The organism is Methylocaldum sp. RMAD-M (assembly GCF_017832375.1).
GTDB lineage: Bacteria > Pseudomonadota > Gammaproteobacteria > Methylococcales > Methylococcaceae > Methylocaldum.
Genome location: NZ_JAFIBZ010000038.1, coordinates 1 through 20868, shown reverse-complemented (window position 1 = coordinate 20868; position 20868 = coordinate 1). Strand labels below are relative to the sequence as shown.

At 56.1% G+C, this 20868-nt stretch carries 12 protein-coding genes, 1 tRNA gene, 2 pseudogenes and 1 other annotated feature; of the genes and pseudogenes, 10 read left to right on the top strand and 5 right to left on the bottom strand.

Annotation, left to right across the window (positions count from 1 at the left end):
* Positions 1 to 225: 225 nt before the first annotated feature.
* On the bottom strand, positions 226 to 1722 hold the full coding sequence (locus JOD69_RS22245) for a multicopper oxidase family protein (protein ID WP_086135634.1): 1497 nt from the start codon (positions 1720 to 1722) through the stop codon (positions 226 to 228).
* A 650-nt stretch (positions 1723 to 2372) separates the two neighbouring features.
* Here JOD69_RS22245 and JOD69_RS22240 point away from each other — a divergent pair.
* From JOD69_RS22240 to JOD69_RS22220, 5 genes and pseudogenes are all read left to right on the top strand, one after another.
* Positions 2373 to 3788: an L-serine ammonia-lyase gene (locus JOD69_RS22240; protein ID WP_077732339.1), complete on the top strand. Its 1416-nt coding sequence runs from the start codon at positions 2373 to 2375 to the stop codon at positions 3786 to 3788.
* A 357-nt stretch (positions 3789 to 4145) separates the two neighbouring features.
* Entirely contained in the window at positions 4146 to 5228 is a 1083-nt protein-coding gene (locus tag JOD69_RS22235; RefSeq protein WP_205781150.1) for an aminotransferase class V-fold PLP-dependent enzyme, read from the top strand.
* 524 nt (positions 5229 to 5752) lie between these two features.
* Positions 5753 to 6037 carry a hypothetical protein gene (locus JOD69_RS22230; RefSeq protein ID WP_086135632.1) on the top strand — a complete coding sequence of 95 codons (285 nt, stop codon included), beginning with the start codon at positions 5753 to 5755 and terminating at the stop codon, positions 6035 to 6037.
* On the top strand, positions 6034 to 7434 hold the full coding sequence (locus JOD69_RS22225; protein ID WP_086135631.1) for an efflux transporter outer membrane subunit: 1401 nt from the start codon (positions 6034 to 6036) through the stop codon (positions 7432 to 7434). The genes JOD69_RS22230 and JOD69_RS22225 overlap by 4 nt, the downstream gene beginning before the upstream one ends.
* Before the next feature lie 211 nt (positions 7435 to 7645).
* Positions 7646 to 8353: pseudogene (locus JOD69_RS22220) on the top strand (IS6 family transposase).
* A 678-nt stretch (positions 8354 to 9031) separates the two neighbouring features.
* On the opposite strand, the gene JOD69_RS22215 reads toward JOD69_RS22220, so the two are convergent.
* Complete coding sequence (locus tag JOD69_RS22215) at positions 9032 to 9337, bottom strand: hypothetical protein (RefSeq protein WP_077732335.1); 306 nt, start codon at positions 9335 to 9337, stop codon at positions 9032 to 9034.
* 379 nt (positions 9338 to 9716) lie between these two features.
* On the opposite strand from JOD69_RS22215, the gene JOD69_RS22210 reads away from it, so the two are divergent.
* Entirely contained in the window at positions 9717 to 11396 is a 1680-nt protein-coding gene (locus tag JOD69_RS22210; protein ID WP_139841174.1) for a hypothetical protein, read from the top strand.
* Between the two features lie 72 nt (positions 11397 to 11468).
* Positions 11469 to 12699 (top strand): annotated as a pseudogene (locus JOD69_RS22205) (IS3 family transposase).
* Positions 11747 to 11865, top strand: a sequence feature (AL1L pseudoknot). (Overlaps the previous pseudogene by 119 nt.)
* Positions 12700 to 12922: 223 nt before the next feature.
* Here JOD69_RS22205 and JOD69_RS22200 read toward each other — a convergent pair.
* Both JOD69_RS22200 and JOD69_RS22195 read right to left on the bottom strand, forming a co-directional pair.
* Positions 12923 to 12999 (bottom strand) — tRNA-Arg (locus tag JOD69_RS22200).
* A 344-nt stretch (positions 13000 to 13343) separates the two neighbouring features.
* Positions 13344 to 15188 (bottom strand): DUF927 domain-containing protein, encoded by a 1845-nt coding sequence (locus JOD69_RS22195; RefSeq protein ID WP_210024298.1) that lies wholly within the window; start codon positions 15186 to 15188, stop codon positions 13344 to 13346.
* Between the two features lie 331 nt (positions 15189 to 15519).
* Between JOD69_RS22195 and JOD69_RS22190 the strand changes: the two genes are divergently transcribed.
* The 3 genes from JOD69_RS22190 to JOD69_RS22180 all read left to right on the top strand — a co-directional run bounded on the left by JOD69_RS22190 (position 15520) and on the right by JOD69_RS22180 (position 19956).
* Positions 15520 to 15708, top strand: coding sequence for a hypothetical protein (locus JOD69_RS22190; protein WP_210024297.1), 189 nt, complete (start codon positions 15520 to 15522; stop codon positions 15706 to 15708).
* Positions 15709 to 16345: 637 nt separating this feature from the next.
* Positions 16346 to 18187 (top strand): AAA family ATPase, encoded by a 1842-nt coding sequence (locus tag JOD69_RS22185; RefSeq protein WP_210024296.1) that lies wholly within the window; start codon positions 16346 to 16348, stop codon positions 18185 to 18187.
* A complete protein-coding gene (locus JOD69_RS22180) occupies positions 18184 to 19956 on the top strand; it encodes a UvrD-helicase domain-containing protein (RefSeq protein ID WP_210024295.1) in 1773 nt (590 codons plus the stop codon). The genes JOD69_RS22185 and JOD69_RS22180 overlap by 4 nt, the downstream gene beginning before the upstream one ends.
* A 217-nt stretch (positions 19957 to 20173) precedes the next feature.
* Here the strand turns inward: JOD69_RS22180 and JOD69_RS22175 are convergent, their stop codons facing one another.
* The gene (locus JOD69_RS22175) at positions 20174 to 20554 is read right to left on the bottom strand and encodes an Arm DNA-binding domain-containing protein (RefSeq protein WP_210024294.1); all 381 of its coding nucleotides are present in this window, start codon (positions 20552 to 20554) and stop codon (positions 20174 to 20176) included.
* Between the last annotated feature and the right edge of the window lie 314 nt (positions 20555 to 20868).

The window sequence follows — 20868 nt, the reverse complement described above, 5'->3', positions numbered from 1 at the left end:
CAACACTTCCCGCTCAGTGGCTATACCTGTGTGTTTGCTGGCAACTGATTCCGGCAGATGCATGACGGATGAGCAAGCAAAATATAGCACAAGGCATTTTCGCCGTTCTTTTCCGGGACGGTATCAGGTGGTTGACTTTCTCCTGTGGCCAGCCACAACCCGACCACAGGATTAGGAAGGTGTCCGGCTTTTCCATTCGGCATTGAACCGTCCCCGTCAGCGAGATCAGGGGACCACCTCCACGGTGGCCATCATGCCGTTGTCCTCGTGCGCCACGATATGGCAGTGGTATACGAACTTGCCGACGGTCACCGGATTGGTAAACGGAATCAGCAGCTTGACTCGGCTTTTCACGGGAAGATTGACTACGTCCTGCCGGCCTGTAAAAGGCACCGGCTGCCCGTCGATTTCTGTGACCTGAAAATCGAGCTGATGTATGTGAAACACGTGCATTTCGTCAGTCACATTCTCGATCGTCCATTCTTCCACATCCCCTAGCTTGACTTGGGTGTCGACGCGATTCGGATCGAACTGCTTGCCGTCGATGTAAAACTGGTTGGTGTCGGGATCCTCCGAGAATTGGAAACTGCGGTGCTGGGCAACGGGATGCCCGCGCAAATCCTCCACCGGAGGGAATTGGTCCGCGGTCGGAAGCTCGACCGGTTCGCGCTCGGCATCTTCTGAAATCAAGGTTGCCAGCACCACTTCCGGATACTGATCCCCATCGGGACCGGTATCGACGGCGAGAGTACGCAGTTGATAGATTCCGTGGCGACCGCCCTGAATCAGCACCTCGGTGCGCGATGCGGGCGGCAGTAAAATTTCCTCCCGCGGCACGAGCTCGGTATGGCGGTTGCCATCCGCGGCGATTTCATAAAGCACGTGATCGTCCAGCTTCAGACGGTAATAAATATCCGCTCCGATATTGCCGATCCGCCAAAACTGCGTTTCCCCTGGGCGAATCTTCAGGGCCGGGTTGACCATGCCGTTGACGGTGCGGGTCGTGCCGGCATTGCTGTCGATGTTGTCGGAAGGGATCTCGCCGCCGATGTTCTGAAAATCCTTGAGGAGCATGATGCGCTCCTTGATGCCGCTCAACTGCGGAAACGGATCGAGCATGCCCTCGACGATCAGACCACCCGACATGCCTCCGAAAATCTGCGCCTCGACCAAACCGTGCATGTGAGGGTGGTACCACAGGAAGCCCGCAGGGTGCTCGTCGGGAAATACGATTCGTTGCCGATAACGGGTATTCGGCATGATATCGACGAAGACATTGTCGCCATTATCCAGCGGCGACACGTTCGAGCCGTGGTGATGCAGATTCGTCGAATTTTCCAGCGAATTGACCAGCTCGAGATTCAGGGTATCACCGGGCCGAACTCTCAGCGTCGGTGGGATATAACTGTCATTAAACACCATGGCGACGACGCTCTGCCCGCCAATCTCGATTTCCTGCTTGCCGGCGGTAAGCGTGACGTTCAAGGCGCCATCCGAACTCGCGACTTCGGATGGATTTCGGAATGTTTCGGCAGAATCGCCCTGCTCTCGGCGTCCGTTTCCGTTTTCGGCGGAGTCGTCATGTTCCTCACCCACGGATGCCTGAATGATCGACTCCGGACCGGCATGACCCCATGGATTCGGGAGCGTTGCAACGACAAGACCGATAACCGCCAGCAAGGCCGCAACGGGTAGAAAGGGAAATTTGCGGGGTGTACGCATGACCGGCCCTCCTTGGCTAAAGGTCTTCGGAGCGAATATCCGTTAGTGCATTAATTCCTAACTCACGTTCCCGCCTGTTGGGCTAAAACAAGGCAAAAATCATGTGAGGAAGCTTCCTAACGGCTGTGACATTGCCGCATTCGGACCGAACAATGAAATCAGCAATCCAGCAGGGATCTTGCTGCCCAAAAGGCTCGTCCTTCAAACCCTAGAGCGTTTTCCGATCCGGTATCAGGGAGCCCGATAGGTAGGTCGGCAATCCCTTCCCAATCGCAAACGGTCGCTTTAGTCGCGACCCTTCCAATCGCAAAACGGCCGTCCTGGGAGCGCCAGGACGCCCCTTCCAACAAAATCCTTTGCCGAGCCGATAAGTCGGCAAGGGATTGCCGACCTACGTTCTTCCCGCCCGAACACGAATCCGTACACCGGGATGAAAAACGCTCTATTGCCTCGACGGTCGAAGACAGCCATTACGGGAGCCATTGTTAGAAAACGGGGAACTTCTCCGGTAGCGACGGAGTATTACGAACGAGTGCGTCGCAAGAAATCGGAGAGCCTTTTTGGTGGCCGATTTCCGGATCGTGGTATGGTAAGGCCCGGTTAAGCGTCGAATCGTTCCTCCGTTCGTCTTCCTCGCAGCAGCGAAAGTTATGGATTCCATCAGTGCGTTCGAAATCATCAAGGTGGGTATCGGCCCTTCCAGCTCCCACACGATGGGACCATGGCGGGCGGCATCGCTGTTTCTGGAAGCCTTGGGCGACCCGGACCGGGTCGAATCCCTGACCGTCCGGCTGTATGGCTCCCTCGCCAAAACCGGCCGCGGGCACGGCACCGACGTAGCCGTGTTGATGGGACTTTCCGGCGAGGATTACACGCTGATCGACACGGCCGTCATTCCGGACCGGATCGCGGCTATCAAGGCCAGCGGTTGGCTGCCCTTGGGCGGAAAACGGAATCTTCCTTTCGTCTGCGAACGGGACCTGGTGTTCGAGAGCTCGACCACCCTGCCGCGCCACGCCAACGGGATGTGTTTTCGGGCGATCCTTACGGACGGCGAAATTCTCGAGCGTATCTACTACTCTCTGGGCGGCGGGTTCGTGGCCGCAGACGATGACATGGAGCAGGCTTCGGCGGCGCGCGTCGTGACGCCTTATCCCTGCCACTCGGGGCAGGATTTGCTGCGAAATTGCAGAGCGCTGGGTTTGTCGGTCTCCGATTTGACCTATTTGAACGAGCAGGCCTGGAGATGCCGGGACGAGATCGACGCCGAGGCGCTTCGGCTATGGCGGGAAATCCGGCACTGTATCTTCCGCGGCGTGCACCGCGAAGGCTATCTGCCGGGCGGCTTGCGGGTCCGGCGCAGGGCACCGGAAATGCACCGCAAATTGCTGAACGGCGCCGACTATACGACGATCGAACAATGGTCCGATCTTCTGCGGCGTCAACCCCGTGATTTCGCCAACGTAGACCGGTGGGTGGTCTGTTTCGCCCTGTCGGTCAACGAGGAAAATGCGTCCTTTGGACGAGTCGTCACTGCACCCACCAACGGCGCCGCCGGGGTGATTCCCGCGGTGTTGATGTACGCTTGGTGCTTCGTCGACGGCTTCGACGAAGACAAGGTCATCCGCTTCATCCTCACTGCCGGCGAGATCGGCACCTTGTTCAAGAAAAACGCCACCATCTCCGCCGCCATGGGCGGCTGCCAGGCCGAAATCGGCGTTTCGTCCGCCATGGCAGCCGCGGGGCTGGCGGAAGTTTCGGGCGGTACACCGGAGCAGGTCTTGCAGGCGGCGGAAATCGCCATGGAGCACCACCTCGGATTGACCTGCGATCCGGTCGGAGGGCTGGTGCAGATTCCGTGCATCGAACGCAACACCATGGGCGCGGTCAAAGCCATCACCGCAGCGACCATCGCCCTGGACAGCGATCCGGCGGACGCCAGGGTCAGCCTCGATGCGGTGATCCAGACCATGTGGGAGACCGCAAAGGACATGAATGGCCGCTACAAAGAAACCGCCGAGGGTGGTCTTGCGGTACACATTCCGGTGAACGTGCCGGAGTGCTGAGCGGAGTATCGTGAGCATCCGATGCGCAAAAACAGGATAATGAGCGGCGCGCCCGCCACGCCCCCGCCGGAAAAGGCGGAGTTGACGTCCACAACTTCTGGCGCGCTACACCATGCCATTGCAAGCTCGCGCTTGTCGTATTGCCGACAATCGGAAGCGGTGGTCGTCACCGAGCTCGGCAATGCAGAGCTCCCGCTACGACCGCGTCTCCACGAACTCGACGGGTGTACTAGCGGCGCATCAGCACAAACGTAGACGGCGCATAAATTGCATTAGTGCCAAAATCAACAACGAGGAGACAAACCCGTGCCTGGATTACTACCCAGCGTCGATCCGGATGGCCTGCTTGAGTACTCGGTGGTCTACACCGACCGTGCGACCAACCACATGTCGAAGGTGTTTCAGGAAAGCATGCGCGACATCTCGCGTATCCTGAAAACTGTGCACAACGGCCACACGGCCGTCATCGTGCCCGGCTCCGGAACCTTTGCCATGGAGGCCGTGGCGCGCCAGTTCGCCACGAGCAAGAAGTGTCTGGTCATCCGCAACGGCTGGTTCAGCTATCGCTGGACCCAAATCTTCGAGATGGGCGGCATCCCATCGGAATCCACCGTCCTGATGGCGCGCCCCGTCGAGTCCGGACCGCAGCCCGCCTACGCCCCGCCGCCGTTCGAAGAAGTCGTTGCCGCGATCGGCCGCGAGAAGCCGGATCTCGTGTTCGCCCCGCATGTGGAAACTTCGGCGGGAATGATCCTGCCCGATGACTATCTTCGCGCCGTGGCGGATGCCGTACACGCGGTTGGCGGCCTGTTCGTGCTCGATTGCATCGCATCCGGCACGGTCTGGGTCGATATGCGCCAAATCGGAGTGGACATCTTGATCAGCGCACCGCAAAAAGACTGGAGCGCCCCGCCCTGCTGTGGGCTGGTGGTATTAAGCCCGGCGGCGCGCGACCGTATCGAGAACACCGCCAGCACCAGTTTTGCCGCTGACCTCAAAAAATGGCTGCAAATCATGGAGGCCTACGAACAGGGCGGACACGCCTACCATGCCACCATGCCAACCGATGGCCTGCGCGCTTTACGCGAGGTGATGCGCGAAACTGAAGCCTACGGCTTCGCCAAGGCGCGCGATGAGCAACTGGAACTCGGTCGCCGGGTGCGTGGGATATTGGCCGAGCGCGGCATCAAATCGGTCGCTGCGGCCGACTTCGGCGCCCCCGGCGTGGTAGTGTGCTACACCAGCGACGACGCCATCAAAACCGGCAAGAAATTCGCCGATCTCGGTCTGCAAATCGCGGCCGGGGTCCCGCTGCAATGCGGCGAAAGCCCCGATTTCAAGACTTTCCGCCTGGGTTTGTTCGGCTTAGACAAGTTGCAAAACATCGAGCGTACGGTTGCGACCCTGGCGCAGGCACTGGATCGGATCGAAAGGTTCTGAACGATTGCGTCATCGCGTCGGCGACGGAGTACGGTTCGGCGTAAGGGATTAGACTGCTGGAACAGACGCACTGGCTGCACAAGAACCAGCTCATCGGACGAGTGCGATCGGAACTGCGCGGAAAAAACGGGCGACCCTATTGCCTGCCGCGCAGATGCTCTCTTCTCGGAGATAAGGATTTTCGAAAGCCGCTTTTCGGACGGCTTCATACGTTTTTTGGACCTTCGCTTGCAAATTTCGATGACGGGTTCAGCCGATTGTCATGCACGATTCAACCTGATCATAGATGAATACAAGGACGCAAATCGCCAATGCGTCCGGTCAACACCGGACTGCAAGCTTCCCGCCATAGGCACTCCAGCATTTTTCCCGACAGGTTCATCTGTCCGATCTTGTTTTCGCCTCACAACCTCGCCTTCCTGACTTCGAATCCAGCATTTTTTTCGTCGACGATGCGGGTTTTCGCTGGCTGATCCGTCTTAACTTGATAGACCGTTGAATTCATAAGCAGAGGATAAGGGGGGATGAAACTTACGTCGCAAACTCGCGATGCAGGCATGTCTTCGGAATTCCGGGTATTTCCGTCGGCGCGTTATTTCGAGATTTGTTTCGAGCGACTTTATCGGCTGATTCAGAATCTGATGGATACCGCTGATCGCGATCTCCTACTGGTGCCGACGCACTTGGGTATTGACGTCGCGCAATGTGAAACCATCGCACGCCCCGTCTATCCCTGCTCGCCCAGCAAAACCGTCTCGAGTCGTCGACTCTACACGCGAAATATCCCTGACGATCTTGCCGGCCGATGAGTTTTGCTATCGGTAGGATCGACCTGGTCCGGTTGTCGGTTACCCTCTTGACCTTAGTCCTCTCGCTTCTGGCCGGGTGTGGAACGGCGCCAGATCGGGACGCGAAAAATGTCGGAGCGGGGATTCCCTCATTCTGGACGGCAACGTCAGGCCCTCAGAAAACGGTTTCCGAGCGTTGGGTCGAATCATTCGCCGATTCGACTTTGAGTGCCTTGGTGCATGAGGCTTTGGCAGGCAACTACGACCTGAAGTCCGCGGCCGCCCGTGTGGAGGCCGCCCGGCAGCAAGCCCGTATCGATGGCGCCGGACGCTGGCCTCAGCTTTTCTTCGCGCCGAGCTACGAACGCGCTCAGGTGCGTAGCGCGGGTTTCGGCTCGACCGAATTCGGCGCCTTCGAAGCCTTGTTCACGCTGGACTGGGAAGTGGATGTCTGGGGGCGGATACGCGCTTTCCAGCAGGCGTCCCAACAGGAAGCTGCCGCGACGGAAGCCGATTTCCACGCCGCGCGCCTATCCCTGGCGGCACGAACGGCACAGGCTTATTTCGAACTGGCAGAGGCCAAGCTCCAAGCCGAGGTTGCCGAGCGGTCGATCCGGGACAGGCGCACCATTGTCGACCTGGTGCGCGGCCGCTTCGCCCGGGGACTGGCGCGCGGCCTCGATCTGCGGCTGGCCCTTACCGACCTGGCCAATGCGGAAGCCCAGTTGGCGGCTGCGCGCAACCGGGTTCAAATCGTTACTCGCGTTCTGGAAGTCTTGCTAGGGCGCTATCCGGCGGCCGATCTGACGACGACGGCGTCTTTGCCCGATCCGCCCGCGCCGCTGTCGGCCGGGGTTCCCTCGGAACTGCTCGAACGGCGCCCTGACCTGATCGCCGCTTTCGACCGCCTGCGCGCCGCCGATTTCCGGGTGGAGAGCGCGCAAAAAGCCCTGCTGCCGCGCCTAGCCCTCACCGCTACCGGCGGCACCCGCAGCCCGGCCTTGACGGAACTGGTCGATCCCCGCGCGGCGGTCTGGAACGTCGCGATAGGCCTTCTGCAACCGCTCTTCACCGGCGGGCGGCTCAAGGGAGAGATTCGGCTGAACCAAGCTCTGGCGGAGGAAGCACTCAATCTGTACAAAAACACGGCGCTCAACGCCTTCCGCGAGGTGGAACAATCGCTCGCCGCGGAGGAATGGCTGAGGGAGGAAGAACGGGCGCTCAAGGAAGCCGTCGAACAAACCGAAGCAAGCCGAAAGCTGGCGGTCTATTCCTACCGTCACGGCTTCATCGAAATCCTGACCCTGCTGGACAGCTACCGAAGCACCCTGAACGCGCAAAGCGCACATCTCGCCGTCAAGCGGCAATTGCTCAGCAACCGAATCGATCTCTATTTGGCGCTGGGAGGGGAAGTATGAAATCGGAGAGTTTATCGTACGGAATATGTTGCACACCACGCAGTGTGGGCCAGACCGACGCGGATCTGGTACCTACCAACTGTCGAAGGATTTGGTCCACCTCCTGTCAAAACGCCGAATCGCGATTGCACCGGCACAAAACAGGCTCCGTTGCAAAAACTGTGTTGTCGAGCGAGGATGGCCGCGAGGGACTGAACATAGGAGGTCAAACGTGGATTCCGTATTCCGGTGGCGGCGCTTTGCGCCCGAAGTGATCCTGCCGGGCGTGCGCTGGTATTGCAAGTACGGCATCAGCTACCGCGACCTGGAAGAAATGATGCCGGAACGTGGCATCGCCGTCGATCATACGACGCTGTACCGCTGGGCGCAGCGCTACGCGCCCGAATTGGAGAAGCGTACGCTCTGGTATCAGAGCCGCCTGAGCTCGAGCTAGCGTGTGAACGAGACCTACATCAAGGTTCGCGGCGAGTGGAAATACCTGTTCCGCGCCATCGATAAAGAGGGCCGCACCCTCGACTTTTGCTTGTCGGATATCCGAAACGCCAAGGCCGCCAAGCGTTTCCTGGCCAAGGCGCTGAGGCGCTCGAAGCACTACCGGCCAGGCAAGATCAACACCGACAAGAACCCGGCCTACGGCGAAGCCATCCGCGAACTGAAGAAGGAAGGTTTGCTGCCGGCGGACTGCCTCCACCGGCAAGTGAAATATCTGAATGATCGCCTTGAATCCGATCCCGGTAAACTGAAGCGCTTGATTAAGCCGACCCTCGGCTTTCAGTCGATGCGAACGGCGTATGCCACGATCAAGGGCTTCGAGGTGATGCGCATGTTCCCGAAGCGCCAGTTCGACTTTTGGATCGACGCCGTCGGTGGCCGAACCGAGGCGTGCTTCGTCAACCGGCTATTCAGCGTGTATGCCTGACCCGGCGACAGGCCGAACGGCTCAGAAACGTGCTTAAACCATTTTTGCAACGGAGCCGGGCGCCTGGTGTGCGCGTAGCGGGCCGCGAATTCGTCCGACAGCGAGGCCAGAATGCCATCCACCAACAGCCGCATCCGGCGCAACGGATGCGTTTGAGGAACCCGGTCTTCCCGGTTCACGTAGCTAAACAGGACTCCTTGGGTGACATCTTTGCCGCGCATCGTCGTTCTCGAAAAAATAAAGCGGGTAGTTTAACCGGTCACAGTCCCACACTACCTGATTAGGTGCGACCGGCAGAGTTTTTCACCAGCCTGCTAACGTGAAAACAATAGTTTTCACCGTTTCATTCGGAACTTGGGTGGCCTGTAGACAGCCGCCTTGGGCAGATCATGACTTTACGGTGCCTTTGAGTTGTTCACCCAATAAGCCCCGGTTTTGTTGGAGGGATTTTACTGCCGGCGCAATAGCTCAGGTAAAACTCGATACCCAAATGGAAATCCCCGGATACACGTCCCAACACTCTATATTGTAGAGACAGCCTAATACCTCGTTCTCTGCTAATTGGGCCTAGATACAGGGTAATATTCGGATTCATCCACCCGTCGGATGGATGGCTGGTACCGGCCATCCATCTTCCAGGCTGTCCGCTTGGGACTATATCATCACGAGACGCTTACCTTATAACCCGGTAACTTGCAGGAAATTCGCGCCTGTTACGGGTAACTGGTTAGTAACCGCAAATCCGACAGAAGCGCCGGTCGGATGCGAAATAAAAGATATCAAGCATACACCACCGTCTGGCTGACCTCCGGTCGAGGCACCACCGATGCCGCATGTCGATCCGCCTTCCACAGTGGCCAAGACTTGGTCTTGAAGGGGGGTAGCGCCCTTAATTTCACCGAGCGCATGGAAATCACTGGCGATAGCTGGAGCGGCGATCATCATGGTTGCCAACATACTCACTGAAAACATCATTTTCCTCATTGTGATTACTCCTAAATATTGCCGAGTTGGAGCGGGTAATAGGTCCCTTCAGGGTGCGAAATACCCCATCCTTAATCGACTCAAATAAACCGGGCAAAAAATACCCGGACCAAAGTTTGAAGATATCCATTCCTCCTGACTACAGTCCGTTGGTGGGGAGAATACGAAGAATTGAATGGCTGGCCTTAGGGAAATAATCTCGAAGTGAGACAGGACAATTTCCCGAACGAATGCAATAAATATCCCAGCACCGTGATACCCGCTATGGCAGCTTATCGATTCAGCAATTAAAGGGTTATTATACGAGGGCGGATAACACGGAGTGGAGTCCTTTCAGGGTCATGCCCCGCTCCGATTCCTATTGATTAGGAGCACAATAATGGAAAAAACGATATTGTTGGGTAGTGCGATCGCAGTCAATTTGGCTCTCGCTCCAATTAGCGTATATGGAACGACTCCGAGCGCCGTTTCGACTACACCAACGGATTTGACGGGATGTATTCCAATTGATGATTCGAGCACGGATGCTTGGAATACCGGAGAGTTTTGTCCCGACTCCGGCCAGGGCATCCCGACCGCCGGCTCCGCTAATATGTCGGCTGCCAGCAGCCCTCCAGCCGCAGCGAGCGCGCGGTCAATTCACAGCACGCCAGTTTCCGCCATTAACCCGGTTATCGCTTCACCGGCCCGCACCGAATGTCTGTCTGCCGGCGGTGCGAATGCCGCCGGCCCCGAAGGGTTTTGTCTGGCTTCGGAGATCGGCACCTCGCTTGCCAAGCTGGCGAATTTTGCGGCCACCAACGAGCTGGCGGCAAAGCGCTTGCAGTTTCTGCAGGTGACTTTCAAAAACAGGCCCATATTGAGCGGATCTCGGCTTCTTCCCGCGGATGACAATACCCCTTTGGTTGCGGAATGCTCGTCGGCAGGCGGTTCGACCGCGTTTACCGCCGGAGGGTTTTGCCTGAGTTCGGACCTGACCGAACTCGCAGCGAACATGGCGAAACTTTCGGTCGCGAACAGTCTCTCCGCAGCGAGCCTTAATTTCGTTCAGGTTACCTTCGGCGACCGCGAAATGCTTGGCGAAGCCGGTGAACTTTCGGGTTCTGGGACGTCGACGGGTCCGGAATGTACGTTGGTCGACGGCTCCCGTGCTGTGGCCGGAAATCCGGGAGGGTTTTGTATGGCATCGGACCTCGGCTCGTCGACTGCCGATCTGTTCGCGAATTTTACGGTAGCCAATGACTTGCCCGTGGTCGGCGTGCAATTTCTGCAAATTGCGTTTGATCAAGCGCACTCACAACATTTCCGCAGGACCGTTTGGCCTGGGGGCAAAAAGTGCGAGTCAGTTGACGGCTCGGCCGCGACTATCGGAGATGCTGACGGGGCCTGTATGGTTTCGGACCTTGCGACGCCCAGTACCGACTATTCCGCGAATTTTTCGGTAGCCAATAGTTTAGCCATCGCGGGTATGCAATACGTACAGGCTACGTTCGGGCGCAATCAACTCCCCGCCGGCACGGCACGTTCCACGACTGTCGGCGCGCCAACCGACGGGAGATGTTCGTCGGCTCAGGGTTCGACTGCGGCTAGCACGAACGCCGGCGGATTTTGCCTTGTTGCGGATCGCGGCAGGTCGGCCTTGGGCTTTGCAAATTTTGCGATTGCCAATGACCTGCCGGTTGCAAGTTTGCGGTTCCTTCAGGTGCCGTTTGGAGACAGGGCCACAGCGAAAAAACTCGGTGCCGGGAAGGAAGGTGATCCGATCGGCGCTGTCATTACGGATTCTTCGGCTTTTAATCGTCGGCTGGTGCCGCCGAGTCTTGTGGTCAGTACCGGTAATCTGCCCTTCCATTTCCCCGCTTTTGATCCAACATTCGCCTTCAGACCCTACTCAAACCAGGATCGAAAGAGGAACTCTTTTCTTTCGCTCTCGTTAGGCTGCGAGGCCGAATATGCGGATACGCCGGCAGATCAATCGCTATTGGAGCGGTTGTTGAATCTCGGTCCGGCCCCATGTGTTCGCGATCGGGTACGCTGGGGAAAGCTTTTACTTCACTGATCTTGAAGTGCCTTACCGACAATGAACCGCCCCGGGTTTGGTGGAGGCTCCAACCTTTGAGAAGATGGAGCCATGAGGAAGTCTACGAAGTTTTCCCCCGAGGTGCGCGAGCGTGCGGTTCGATTGGTGTTCGAGTGCCGCAATGAGCACCCCTCGCAATGGGCCGCTGTTGAATCCATCGCGGGCAAGATTGGGTGTACCCCCCAGACACTGCTGGAGTGGGTGCGCCGGCATGAACGAGACACGGGTCAACGCGACGGTCTAACCTCGGCTGAACAGCAACGCATCAAGGAACTCGAGCGGAAAGTGAAGGAACTGCGCAAGGCCAATGGAACCCTCAAGCTGGCTAGCGCGTTTTTCGCCCAGGCGGAGCTCGACCGCCGACTCAAGTCCCGAGGGCCTTCGTCGACGCGCATCGGGAGCGCTTCGGGGTCGAGCCGATCTGCACAAGGTCTTGCAAATCGCCCCGTCGGGCTACAGGCGCTATGCTGCACCGCAGCGCAACCCCGCACTGCGTTGTGCACGTGCCCAGCGCGACGATACCCTGATCCCACATATCGAACACGTCTGGCAGGCCAACCTGCAGGTCTACGGTGCCGACAAAGTTTGGCGACAAATAAACCGGGAAGGTATCGCGGTGGCCCGCTGTACGGTCGAGCGGCTCATGCGACGTCTGGGCCTGCGTGGCGCCATCCGCGGCAAGGTGGTACGTACCACGCTTAGCGATAACAAGGCGCCATGCCCGCTGGACCGGGTCAATCGGCAATTCGAGGCCGAGCGCCCCAACCAGCTTTGAGTGTCGGACGTCACCTATGTCTCCACAGAGCATTTTCATACCTACTGTACGGGCACTCGCGCGTAGGTCGGGAATCCCTCCCAATCGCAAACGGTCGCTTTAGTCGCGACCCTTCCAATCGCAAACGGCGTCTTCGGGAGCGCCGAAGCCGCCCTTCCCGACGGTGCCGTTGGGGTAACGGGTTCGTCGGCAAAGGATTGCCGACCTACGAATGCTTGAATCTATTCACCCGAGCCGAAGGCGCCAACGACTCCTGCCAGGCCTGTTTTGCCGTACGAGCGAGATGAAAATGCTCAAGCCGAAACGATCAACGGGCTGTACAAAGCCGAGTTGATCCACCGGCGGGCGCCCTGGAAGACACGGGAAGCCGTCGAATTGGCCACTCTCGAACGGGTGTCCTGGTTCAACCACTCCAGGCTACTCGAACCCATCGGCTATATCCCGCCAGCAGAAGCTGAGGCAAACTATTATCGGCAACTAGCCAATCAGGCTGCCTCGCAGACCTGACTTAAACCAACGAGCCTCCACGATTCCCGGGGCGGTTCACTTTAGTCTTAAAGGTCTTGGTGATGGGGGGCTCTCCCTTGCGGCGTACTTGGATATTCCAGGAACCGCTTGGAAGCTTTCGGAGTGTGGCCATGCAGAACCTCTCTCAATGTTCAGTGTGAACAAAATGTGAACGAGAAGGGTTCTGAGGAGAGCAAGAACTACATTAAGTTCTTGTTTGAAATGGCGCGCCCGAGACGACTCGAACGTCCGACCTTTGGCTCCGGAGGCCAACGCTCTATCCAACTGAGCTACGGGCGCATCGGGCCTTATCCAAAAAATTTGTTGTTTGCCAATTACTTGGAAATTCACCTGGGGATTCTCGGTCCCCTAAACAAGGTAACAAAACATGCACCATTCGGCTAGCAGTGTGGCAAATTTGTGGCAATCTCTGCGGTCTTTTTGCGGAAATCTCTTATCCTAATCAGCAGCTTAGAACGGGAGCTTTCTATGCCGCTTAAGCGCTGTCATGCACAACTCGCCTACCTTAATCGTCGCACAACCTCGGCTCTTCTTCCCGAGAGCTCTCGGTCGTGGAAGACAAAAGCAAAACGGCAGTAGGTGGCGCCAGTATTACCACCGGCGCCGACCCAGCCACTCTTCGATCAATCAGTGGCGTTCAAGATGTCCATCTTGATCGCGTAGAAACTGGCTCGCCCCCCGCCAGGAATGGAATGCTTGCTCATTGATCGGTCCTTATCATTCTGAAAAAGCCAACCGCGCTTCTTGAGCTCACTACAGGCGGTTTTGACGTCGAATCCACGACAGGCTTCTTCCATGGTCCCCTTCGTTAGCAAATACAATCCGCGCCCGTGATCGGTATACCCCACCAGCTTCGACTTAGTCTTGTCGGATGCCGTTGCGGACAGCGTTTCGAAGCGGCGCCGATGTGTGACCAAGAAATTTTGCAACGCTTCAATGCATCGCGCGCTGTCGGAGAGATCGGGAGCATTCTCTTTAAGCCACACGTTGAGCATCTCCACAATACTCAGCCATAGCTCTCTTAGCTCGACGCGCAGAACCCCAAACTCTCGCGCCAAAAGCCCCGCTGTTAAGACTAAAGCAAATCGCTTGATCACACGACACTGCTCCGGCGTTAGAGAACCAACCTTATTGCAGAGTTTGCTCTCGAGTTCTTTGAAGAATTCTTCGATCTTTTTTCGATCAAGACGAACCAGCTTCGTCAGGTAAGCTTCGATCGCGCAGCCGTAATAACGACTGCACGCTGTTTTAAGCTGATCAACGAATCGCCCCGTATCCTGACCCTTGTTGTCGGCGATCACGCGGTCACCGACTGGTAGATCAATCAGCCGAATCAACTGCCCACCTTTCGCGGCTTTACGTCCGCCTTCAATCATGGCGCGGGCTGATAATTCCCCCGTCGAGAGCACCACGGTTCGCCATGTGCTCGTCTCCCTAAGATTGCGATTGGCGTCCATGGCACTCTTCCCTTTACCGCCCAGCAAGTCGTATATCTGTCTGCCGAAGTCGTCCACCTTACTAGTGCCGATCTCATCAAGCAGCAGGAGATTGTCATTATGAGCGCTAGCCATGCCCTCTAGACCGTTGCTCGTTGCGTTCCAGCGTGTAATGAACGAGTTGGTGTGCGCACCACCCGCAGGATCGGCTCCACACCCCCATACGCTAGCCGCTACCTGCAGCGCCGTTGTTTTCCCGCGCGAGGTCAAACCATGAAAATGAAAGCCGCCGCTTTCGAGATTCAATATTTTGAGGAGCGGTCCAGCAAAAGCGGCACACAGTGAAAACATCAGCACGGGATTGCCTCGGCACGGTTCAGCAACGTGGATTTGCCATTCCTTTAAGCTTCCTTGGATGCGGATCGAATCGAGTCCGGGTTGGTGCTGCTCGGATGCGAGGATGATTTTTTGATATCCTGCCGTCTCCGCTCCATAGACCCGATCATTGGGAAGCACATAGATTGCTTTGGCCTCCAGCCAGCCGACTTTCGAGGCGAAAAGACTCCGATCCAGCGGTGTAAATGCTGTCAAATACTGAAGCAATTTTCCCTCTTGCCCGGGCGTCACTCTCAAGCCTTTAGTCGCCAATTCCTTAGCTACCCCCCGTCCCGAGTCATGGAAGCGCTCGGACGGAATTGCCCACTCTTGTTGCTCACCATCATGATCGAGCCAGCACACCACGACGCTCCATCGAGTTTTCTCCTCATTCGAGGCGAGCGCCGTCACCCAGACTGGCCCTGCGATAAGTTTGCCCTCCGTGTCGAGGACGCCGACCTCATCCAGGCTATAACCCTCAGGCAGCTTAACCCCGGCCCACGCCGCTCGTTTCGAGGAATCGGGATTCCCTCCCTCCGGTGCCATCTGTTGAGCGGACAGCATCCCTGCCTCATGCCCTTTAAGAAAAATGATGTTATCGGACCGGCCTTCAAGGCGTGCGGTGTTGTTAGCGGCTACGTGATGTTGTGTATTCAAATGAACCTCCTTTGGTCGAGATTGATGAGAATCGAGACCTATCGTCTAAGCCGTCTGTGCCGGATTCGGCGTGGCCCCACATCAGCATAAAAGCTAGTTTCATGCCATTCATAATTTTTATTTTATTTTCCGTTACATATATATGTCACGAGAGACGGTTATGACCCCAACAACTCATCACTAGTGACTTATTTTTTGAGCGAACTTAAAATTCCTAGTCCAATCTGAATCACAAAATTCATACGGCATGAGCACAAGCAAAAAGCGAGGCACCAAAGGTTCAGGAGCGGAACGCCAAGCTAGGATGAGAGCGAACCGACGAGCTGCTGGAATGAAGGAAGTCGTAGTTTGGCTAGACACTGGCTCGCTAGAGCTCTTGAAAAAGCTCAGAAGCGAATATCCAACTAATGAGGCGGTTGTCGCCGATGCGCTGAAAGCACTCGATGAAAAGTTAAAGGAGGCTAAGCTTGCCCTGGTGCTTCAACATCATGCATCTAATCCCACAGCGGGTAGCTGGTGATCGGTTAATGTTGGCGGGCAACAATAAATGGTTTAGCCCCATTGAGTGAAATGGCGGGACATGCAGGACAAAGGATTTCCGACACATCTTATCCCGCTCTTAGACTAGAACCGCTGGACCATCCCTCACCCTCATTCGGATTGCGGAAATACAATCATCACAAATGACCTATTGCTCCCCTTTTGTAGGCAGCTGCATTGAAATTAGTCGTTACTAAAACTCTAAAGCCATGAACGGCTCAACGTTAGGTAGGCATTGACTCGAAGCACCTCTGAGCGGATCGGCAGAGTAACCTTCCGCTGTTCGGCCCTAGCGAGTAATTGCGCATCGCAGTAAATAGACATTGCTTTACATCTGCCTCTTCGCTTGGGCGATCGTTGCCCCCAGCTCAATAAACGACCCACAAAATCCTAGCCCCCGCACGCACAAAGAGGCTTTGTTGATTCATCTCGTTGCCTCTCACTTGAGGCTGGTGTTAAAGCCCGAATCCTGAAAAAGTTCAACCGTGTAGATTGCTGATAAACAGTTAGGTCGACTGGCAAAGCTGTCATGCCGAACTATATTGGAAGTAATACGCCGCGCGTGTCGCCGTAATGCCTGCTGTGCACTCGTCTCATAACAAGACCAAGAGGGAAACATGAAAGTCGCCCGCTTAGCCATCTCCAACTTCAGGGGCATCAAGTCCGCCGAGCTGTTGTTCGACGGACATACCCTAATGGTTGGTTCGAACAATGTTGGCAAAAGCACGATCTGCGAGGCGCTTGACCTTGTCCTTGGCGCCGATCGCCTCAACCGATTCCCTGCTATCGATGAGTTCGACTTCTATAATGCTCAATATCTCGCGCCGGCAGCTGAAGGCGCGGAATCTGAGCCAATCAAGATCCGGATTGAGGCAATCCTGATTGATCTGAGCGCCGAAATTGACCTTAAGTGTGGTGGTAATACTGAATTCTGGCACTTACAAGAAAAGCGCCTGCTGGGGACCGGAGAGATAGCTGCCGCCAACCCGCCACACGTCGTCCCCTGTTTGCGCGTGGAAACTATTGGTCAATACAATCCCGAAGAAGACGAGTTCGAGGTCAAGACGTTTTTCAGCCACAGCCCTGATGCGCCGGCCGGTGAACTGACACAGGTGCCGAAATCGATCAAGCGACAGTTCGGGTTTCTGTATTTGCGCACGCTTCGGACGGGATCGCGAGCTTTGAGCCTTGAGCGTGGATCGTTACTGGACATCATTCTGCGCACCAAAGGCGTGAAGACTAATCTGTGGGAAAAGATGATTGATCGGCTGCGCAACCTGGAGATAGAGGCTGACGCCATCGAGATCGCACCCGTGCTTAGATCGGTTGAAAGGCGCCTTTCTCGTTACATTGCCCTTGAGCACCCAGGTTTTGCAACCAAGCTTCACGTTTCGGAGCTGACCCGAGAGCACCTTCGGAAGACGATGTCTTTCTTCCTGGCCCTAACGTCCGACCAGGGGCACGTGCCTTTTCCGCACGCTGGGACCGGCACTGTCAACACCCTTGTGCTGGCACTGCTTTCTTTTATAGCTGACCTTAAACCGGAGACTGTAATCTTCGCCATGGAGGAACCTGAAATCGCTGTGCCTCCGCACACCCAGCGGCGGATTGCGAACTACTTTCTTACTAAAACCACCCAAGCCTTTGTCACTTCCCACTCGCCCTTTGTCATCGAGCGGTTTGAGCCTTCTCAGACCTTGCTGCTGTCGCGGCAAAGCGGAGTGGTCAGCTCGCGCAAGGTGTCGGAAGCCACAGGACTCAAGGACAACGAATTCAAGCGCTATGCCCGCTGGGGACTGTCGGAATGCATGCTTGGCAAGGCCGCCATTGTCGTAGAAGGGTTGACTGAATTCCACGCCTTACCTGTTGCCGCACGCCGTATGGAGGAGCGCGACCCCAATCTCCAGCCGCTTGACATCGCTGGCGCTGCATTCTTCAACTCCGATGGCGACGGCAATGGCCCCAAATTCGGAAAGTTCTTCAAGACGTTGGGCCTCAAGACTGTTGCCTTCTACGACTACAAGGCCAATCGACCAGAAACTCAGACGACAAGCTACGCTGAGAATTTTGACTTGAACTTCGAACATACCCACAAAGGCTTTGAAGACCTCGTGGTCACGGAGATGCCGGCTGAGCGACTTTGGAGCTTCCTTGCCGCCATTAAGGCAAGCGGAGAAGCCGGAAATGTAGGTATTCCTGCAGAAAAGCCTGTCGAAGGTGAGATTCGAGTGATTGCCAAGAAGGCATTAGCAAGCAATAAGGGTGCAGGATGGGCTGCAAGGCTATTTGAGGAATGCGACTTTGAGGAACTGCCCACGACAGTCACGGCGTTCCTCGCTGAGGTTTTCTCCATGTTCCCGCATCCGCCTGCATCTGAGGAAGACGACCAGTTGCCGGTGACTGAAGTAACCATAGCTGATCCTGATGCTGCCGCAGAGACATCCGCCGCAGCCGCATGAGTGGCGAGGTCTGTCAGCTACGCGAGAGCGTTCTGGCTTGTGATGGTCATGCGCTGGTCCTTGGGGGACCAGGAAGCGGAAAAACCACGCTTGCCCTGCGCAAGACGATTAAGCGCATCAAGGAGGGAATGCTCCCCGGACAAACTGCCCTTTTCCTAAGCTTCTCGCGTGCGGCAGTGGCTCGAATTCTTGACGCGGCCAGGCTTGAGGCAAACAAGGAAGAACAAGACCAGCTTTCCATACAAACTTTCCACTCGTTCTTCTGGGATATCCTCAAGGCACATGCCTATCTCCTCGGGGCACCTCGAAAGCTCACGATTCTTCTGCCACAGGACGAGAAGGCGCTCTCGGGCGGGCTAGATGAGGAGGACGAGGAATGGGATGAATGGATAGCCGAGCGAGCACGGCTGTTTCGGGAAGACGGTCGAATCGCTTTTGACCTCTTTGCCCCCAACGCCGCAGACCTGCTTGCCGCAAGCGGCTATCTGCGGTCCTCCATCGCCAGACGTCATCCCATCATTATCGTCGACGAAGCGCAGGACACGGGCCAGCACGCGTGGCGATGCATCGAGATGCTAGCGCCACATACCCAAATCATCTGTCTTGCCGACCTTGAACAACAGATCTTTGACTACCTACCGGGCGTCGGACCCGAACGTGTGGCGGCCATTCGGGCTACTTTAAATCCGCATGAGGTTGACCTCGGGACTCAGAACCACAGGAGTCCAGACTCCGAAATTCTAGCGTTTGGGAACGATATCCTGGCGGGCAAAGTCCGCGGTGGCCCATACAAAGGAGTGTCATCCCTCTCCTATCGGCCCGAGAAACCTCCACCAAATTGGAATCATGTGCTACGACGCGCGCTTCACGAACTGTTCCAAGCCGTTGAAGCCCAATCCGGCGCTCAACCAGAGACGATAGCCATCCTCGTCTCGAACAACCGCAGCGCATTGAAAATGTCCAACGGGCTTAATGCCCTTGGCAGTTACGTTGGAAAGGCTATTTCTCACAAGCTACTGTTCGATGAGGCCGAAGCCCTTTTGTCCGCCCGCTTCGCTGCCTTTTTGCTGGAACCTAAAAATCTCACTGAAATTGAATCCGATGTGGCGACCAGTATGGAAATGATCGCGGCCGCCAAGAGCTCCACCGGTCAGGGCAAGGCTGCGGTTGCAAAGCTACTAGAGCAAGCCAACAAGATCCGGCACGGGAAGTCCCTGTCGATCAACATCGCCAACTCACTTCGAAGCGTGATATCGAACTTGCACCTTACGAATTTCACGGGGGACCCGGCCAAGGACTGGCTAACTGTCAAGCATGTGTTACGAGCAACCAATCAGGCTGAGCTTGTTCGAGTCGCCTCTCAACTCGATTTTTTAGTCGCATTCCGCCGCGGAGACCGGATTTCCGCAGGGCTCGCATCCGAATGGCTTCGCGACGGGGCTTACACAAACGCCCGAGCGGTTCTGGATCTTGCTCTCGCCCAAGAGCAGATTCTGGATGGGGTCGAGGCCCCGGCTAGAATTCAGATCATGAACGTTCACAAAGCGAAGGGCAAACAATTCGATGGGGTCATAGTCGTCCGAGAAGCGCGAAGAACTCAAGACAGTGTCGAATCATCTTTCGTATGGCGTGGCGATATGCCTCCATTCTCCAAGAGTCGCCGCCTGTTACGAGTAGCTGTGACCAGAGCTAAGGTCCATGCGCTCATCCTCAATCCTCAATGGCCTTCATGCCCGCTTCTCAAGTGGCACAAGTTCAAAAAAGGCTAATGGACAAAGGGGTGCCACTGATTCCTCGGAAATCATCCCAGGAGTATGGATTGGCCCGTAATCTGTAAGTGACAACGAGACCGCATTTAGCCAAATCTGCGCGAGTTGCTTACTACCGTCAAAGCAGCGTAGCGGCGTGCTTTTTCGGAATCTGATAACGGTGAAGAACGCCGATCTTGAAACTGTCCTGACGCGAATCCTGAACGTCCGCATTCACCTACCGCGTGACCTTCTTGAGCGTGGCCAAATGTTGATCAAGGGCTTTGCGTAGATCAGCGCGAGCCAATCGCGCGCACATGATTACAGGAGGCGCGATTCGATTCATCGTTTCACCATGCGGCGATGAAGTCCTGGCCTGTGCTCTGAGCTCGGCTGATTTCCGTTTTGCCTCTGCGACCGAGATCTCACCGACCGCTCCCAACACCCGGATCGTTTTTCTGCCACCTTGACGATACGAGCAGACAAAGACTTTTTTGCCGGTTGGGTATATTCGAACGCCAAACCCTTTGTGAGTGCGATCCCATCGAATATCTTGAGCATTCGGTGTCCCTCCTTTTCGATATTCAAACACTGCAATGTCCGCATCCGAAAATTTCATCGGCCAGCCTCCAAGGAGTTGGTTGGTTCAAGTGCCATAACAATCCAGATATATTATTTGAAGTAAATACTGACTTAACCAGAACTGCCGCCGCTTAATGTATATTATTATTCTGAACACAAATAACCATTACACCATCAATCATAACTGACTTAATCACACACTATTCCCAGCTATAAACCTACTATTTACCTGTCATTTTAATTACATTTGTCGATATACTGTAAGCGTCCGACGGTTACCGTCGTGACAGCCTCAAGCCGCCAACGGCTGGGTCAGTTCCGTCACCTGATCGGCCAGGTTCCAGGGTAGGA

Bases quoted from the DNA above. Each gene is read 5' to 3' on its own strand.
- JOD69_RS22180 (WP_210024295.1), top strand. From the start codon at position 18,184: ATGAGTGGCGAGGTCTGTCAGCTACGCGAGAGCGTTCTGGCTTGTGAT.
- JOD69_RS22245 (WP_086135634.1), bottom strand. From the start codon at position 1,722: ATGCGTACACCCCGCAAATTTCCCTTTCTACCCGTTGCGGCCTTGCTG.
- JOD69_RS22175 (WP_210024294.1), bottom strand. From the start codon at position 20,554: ATGAAATTTTCGGATGCGGACATTGCAGTGTTTGAATATCGAAAAGGA.
- JOD69_RS22185 (WP_210024296.1), top strand. From the start codon at position 16,346: ATGAAAGTCGCCCGCTTAGCCATCTCCAACTTCAGGGGCATCAAGTCC.
- JOD69_RS22210 (WP_139841174.1), top strand. From the start codon at position 9,717: ATGGAAAAAACGATATTGTTGGGTAGTGCGATCGCAGTCAATTTGGCT.
- JOD69_RS22225 (WP_086135631.1), top strand. From the start codon at position 6,034: ATGAGTTTTGCTATCGGTAGGATCGACCTGGTCCGGTTGTCGGTTACC.
- JOD69_RS22190 (WP_210024297.1), top strand. From the start codon at position 15,520: ATGAAGGAAGTCGTAGTTTGGCTAGACACTGGCTCGCTAGAGCTCTTG.
- JOD69_RS22240 (WP_077732339.1), top strand. From the start codon at position 2,373: ATGGATTCCATCAGTGCGTTCGAAATCATCAAGGTGGGTATCGGCCCT.
- JOD69_RS22230 (WP_086135632.1), top strand. From the start codon at position 5,753: ATGAAACTTACGTCGCAAACTCGCGATGCAGGCATGTCTTCGGAATTC.
- JOD69_RS22215 (WP_077732335.1), bottom strand. From the start codon at position 9,337: ATGAGGAAAATGATGTTTTCAGTGAGTATGTTGGCAACCATGATGATC.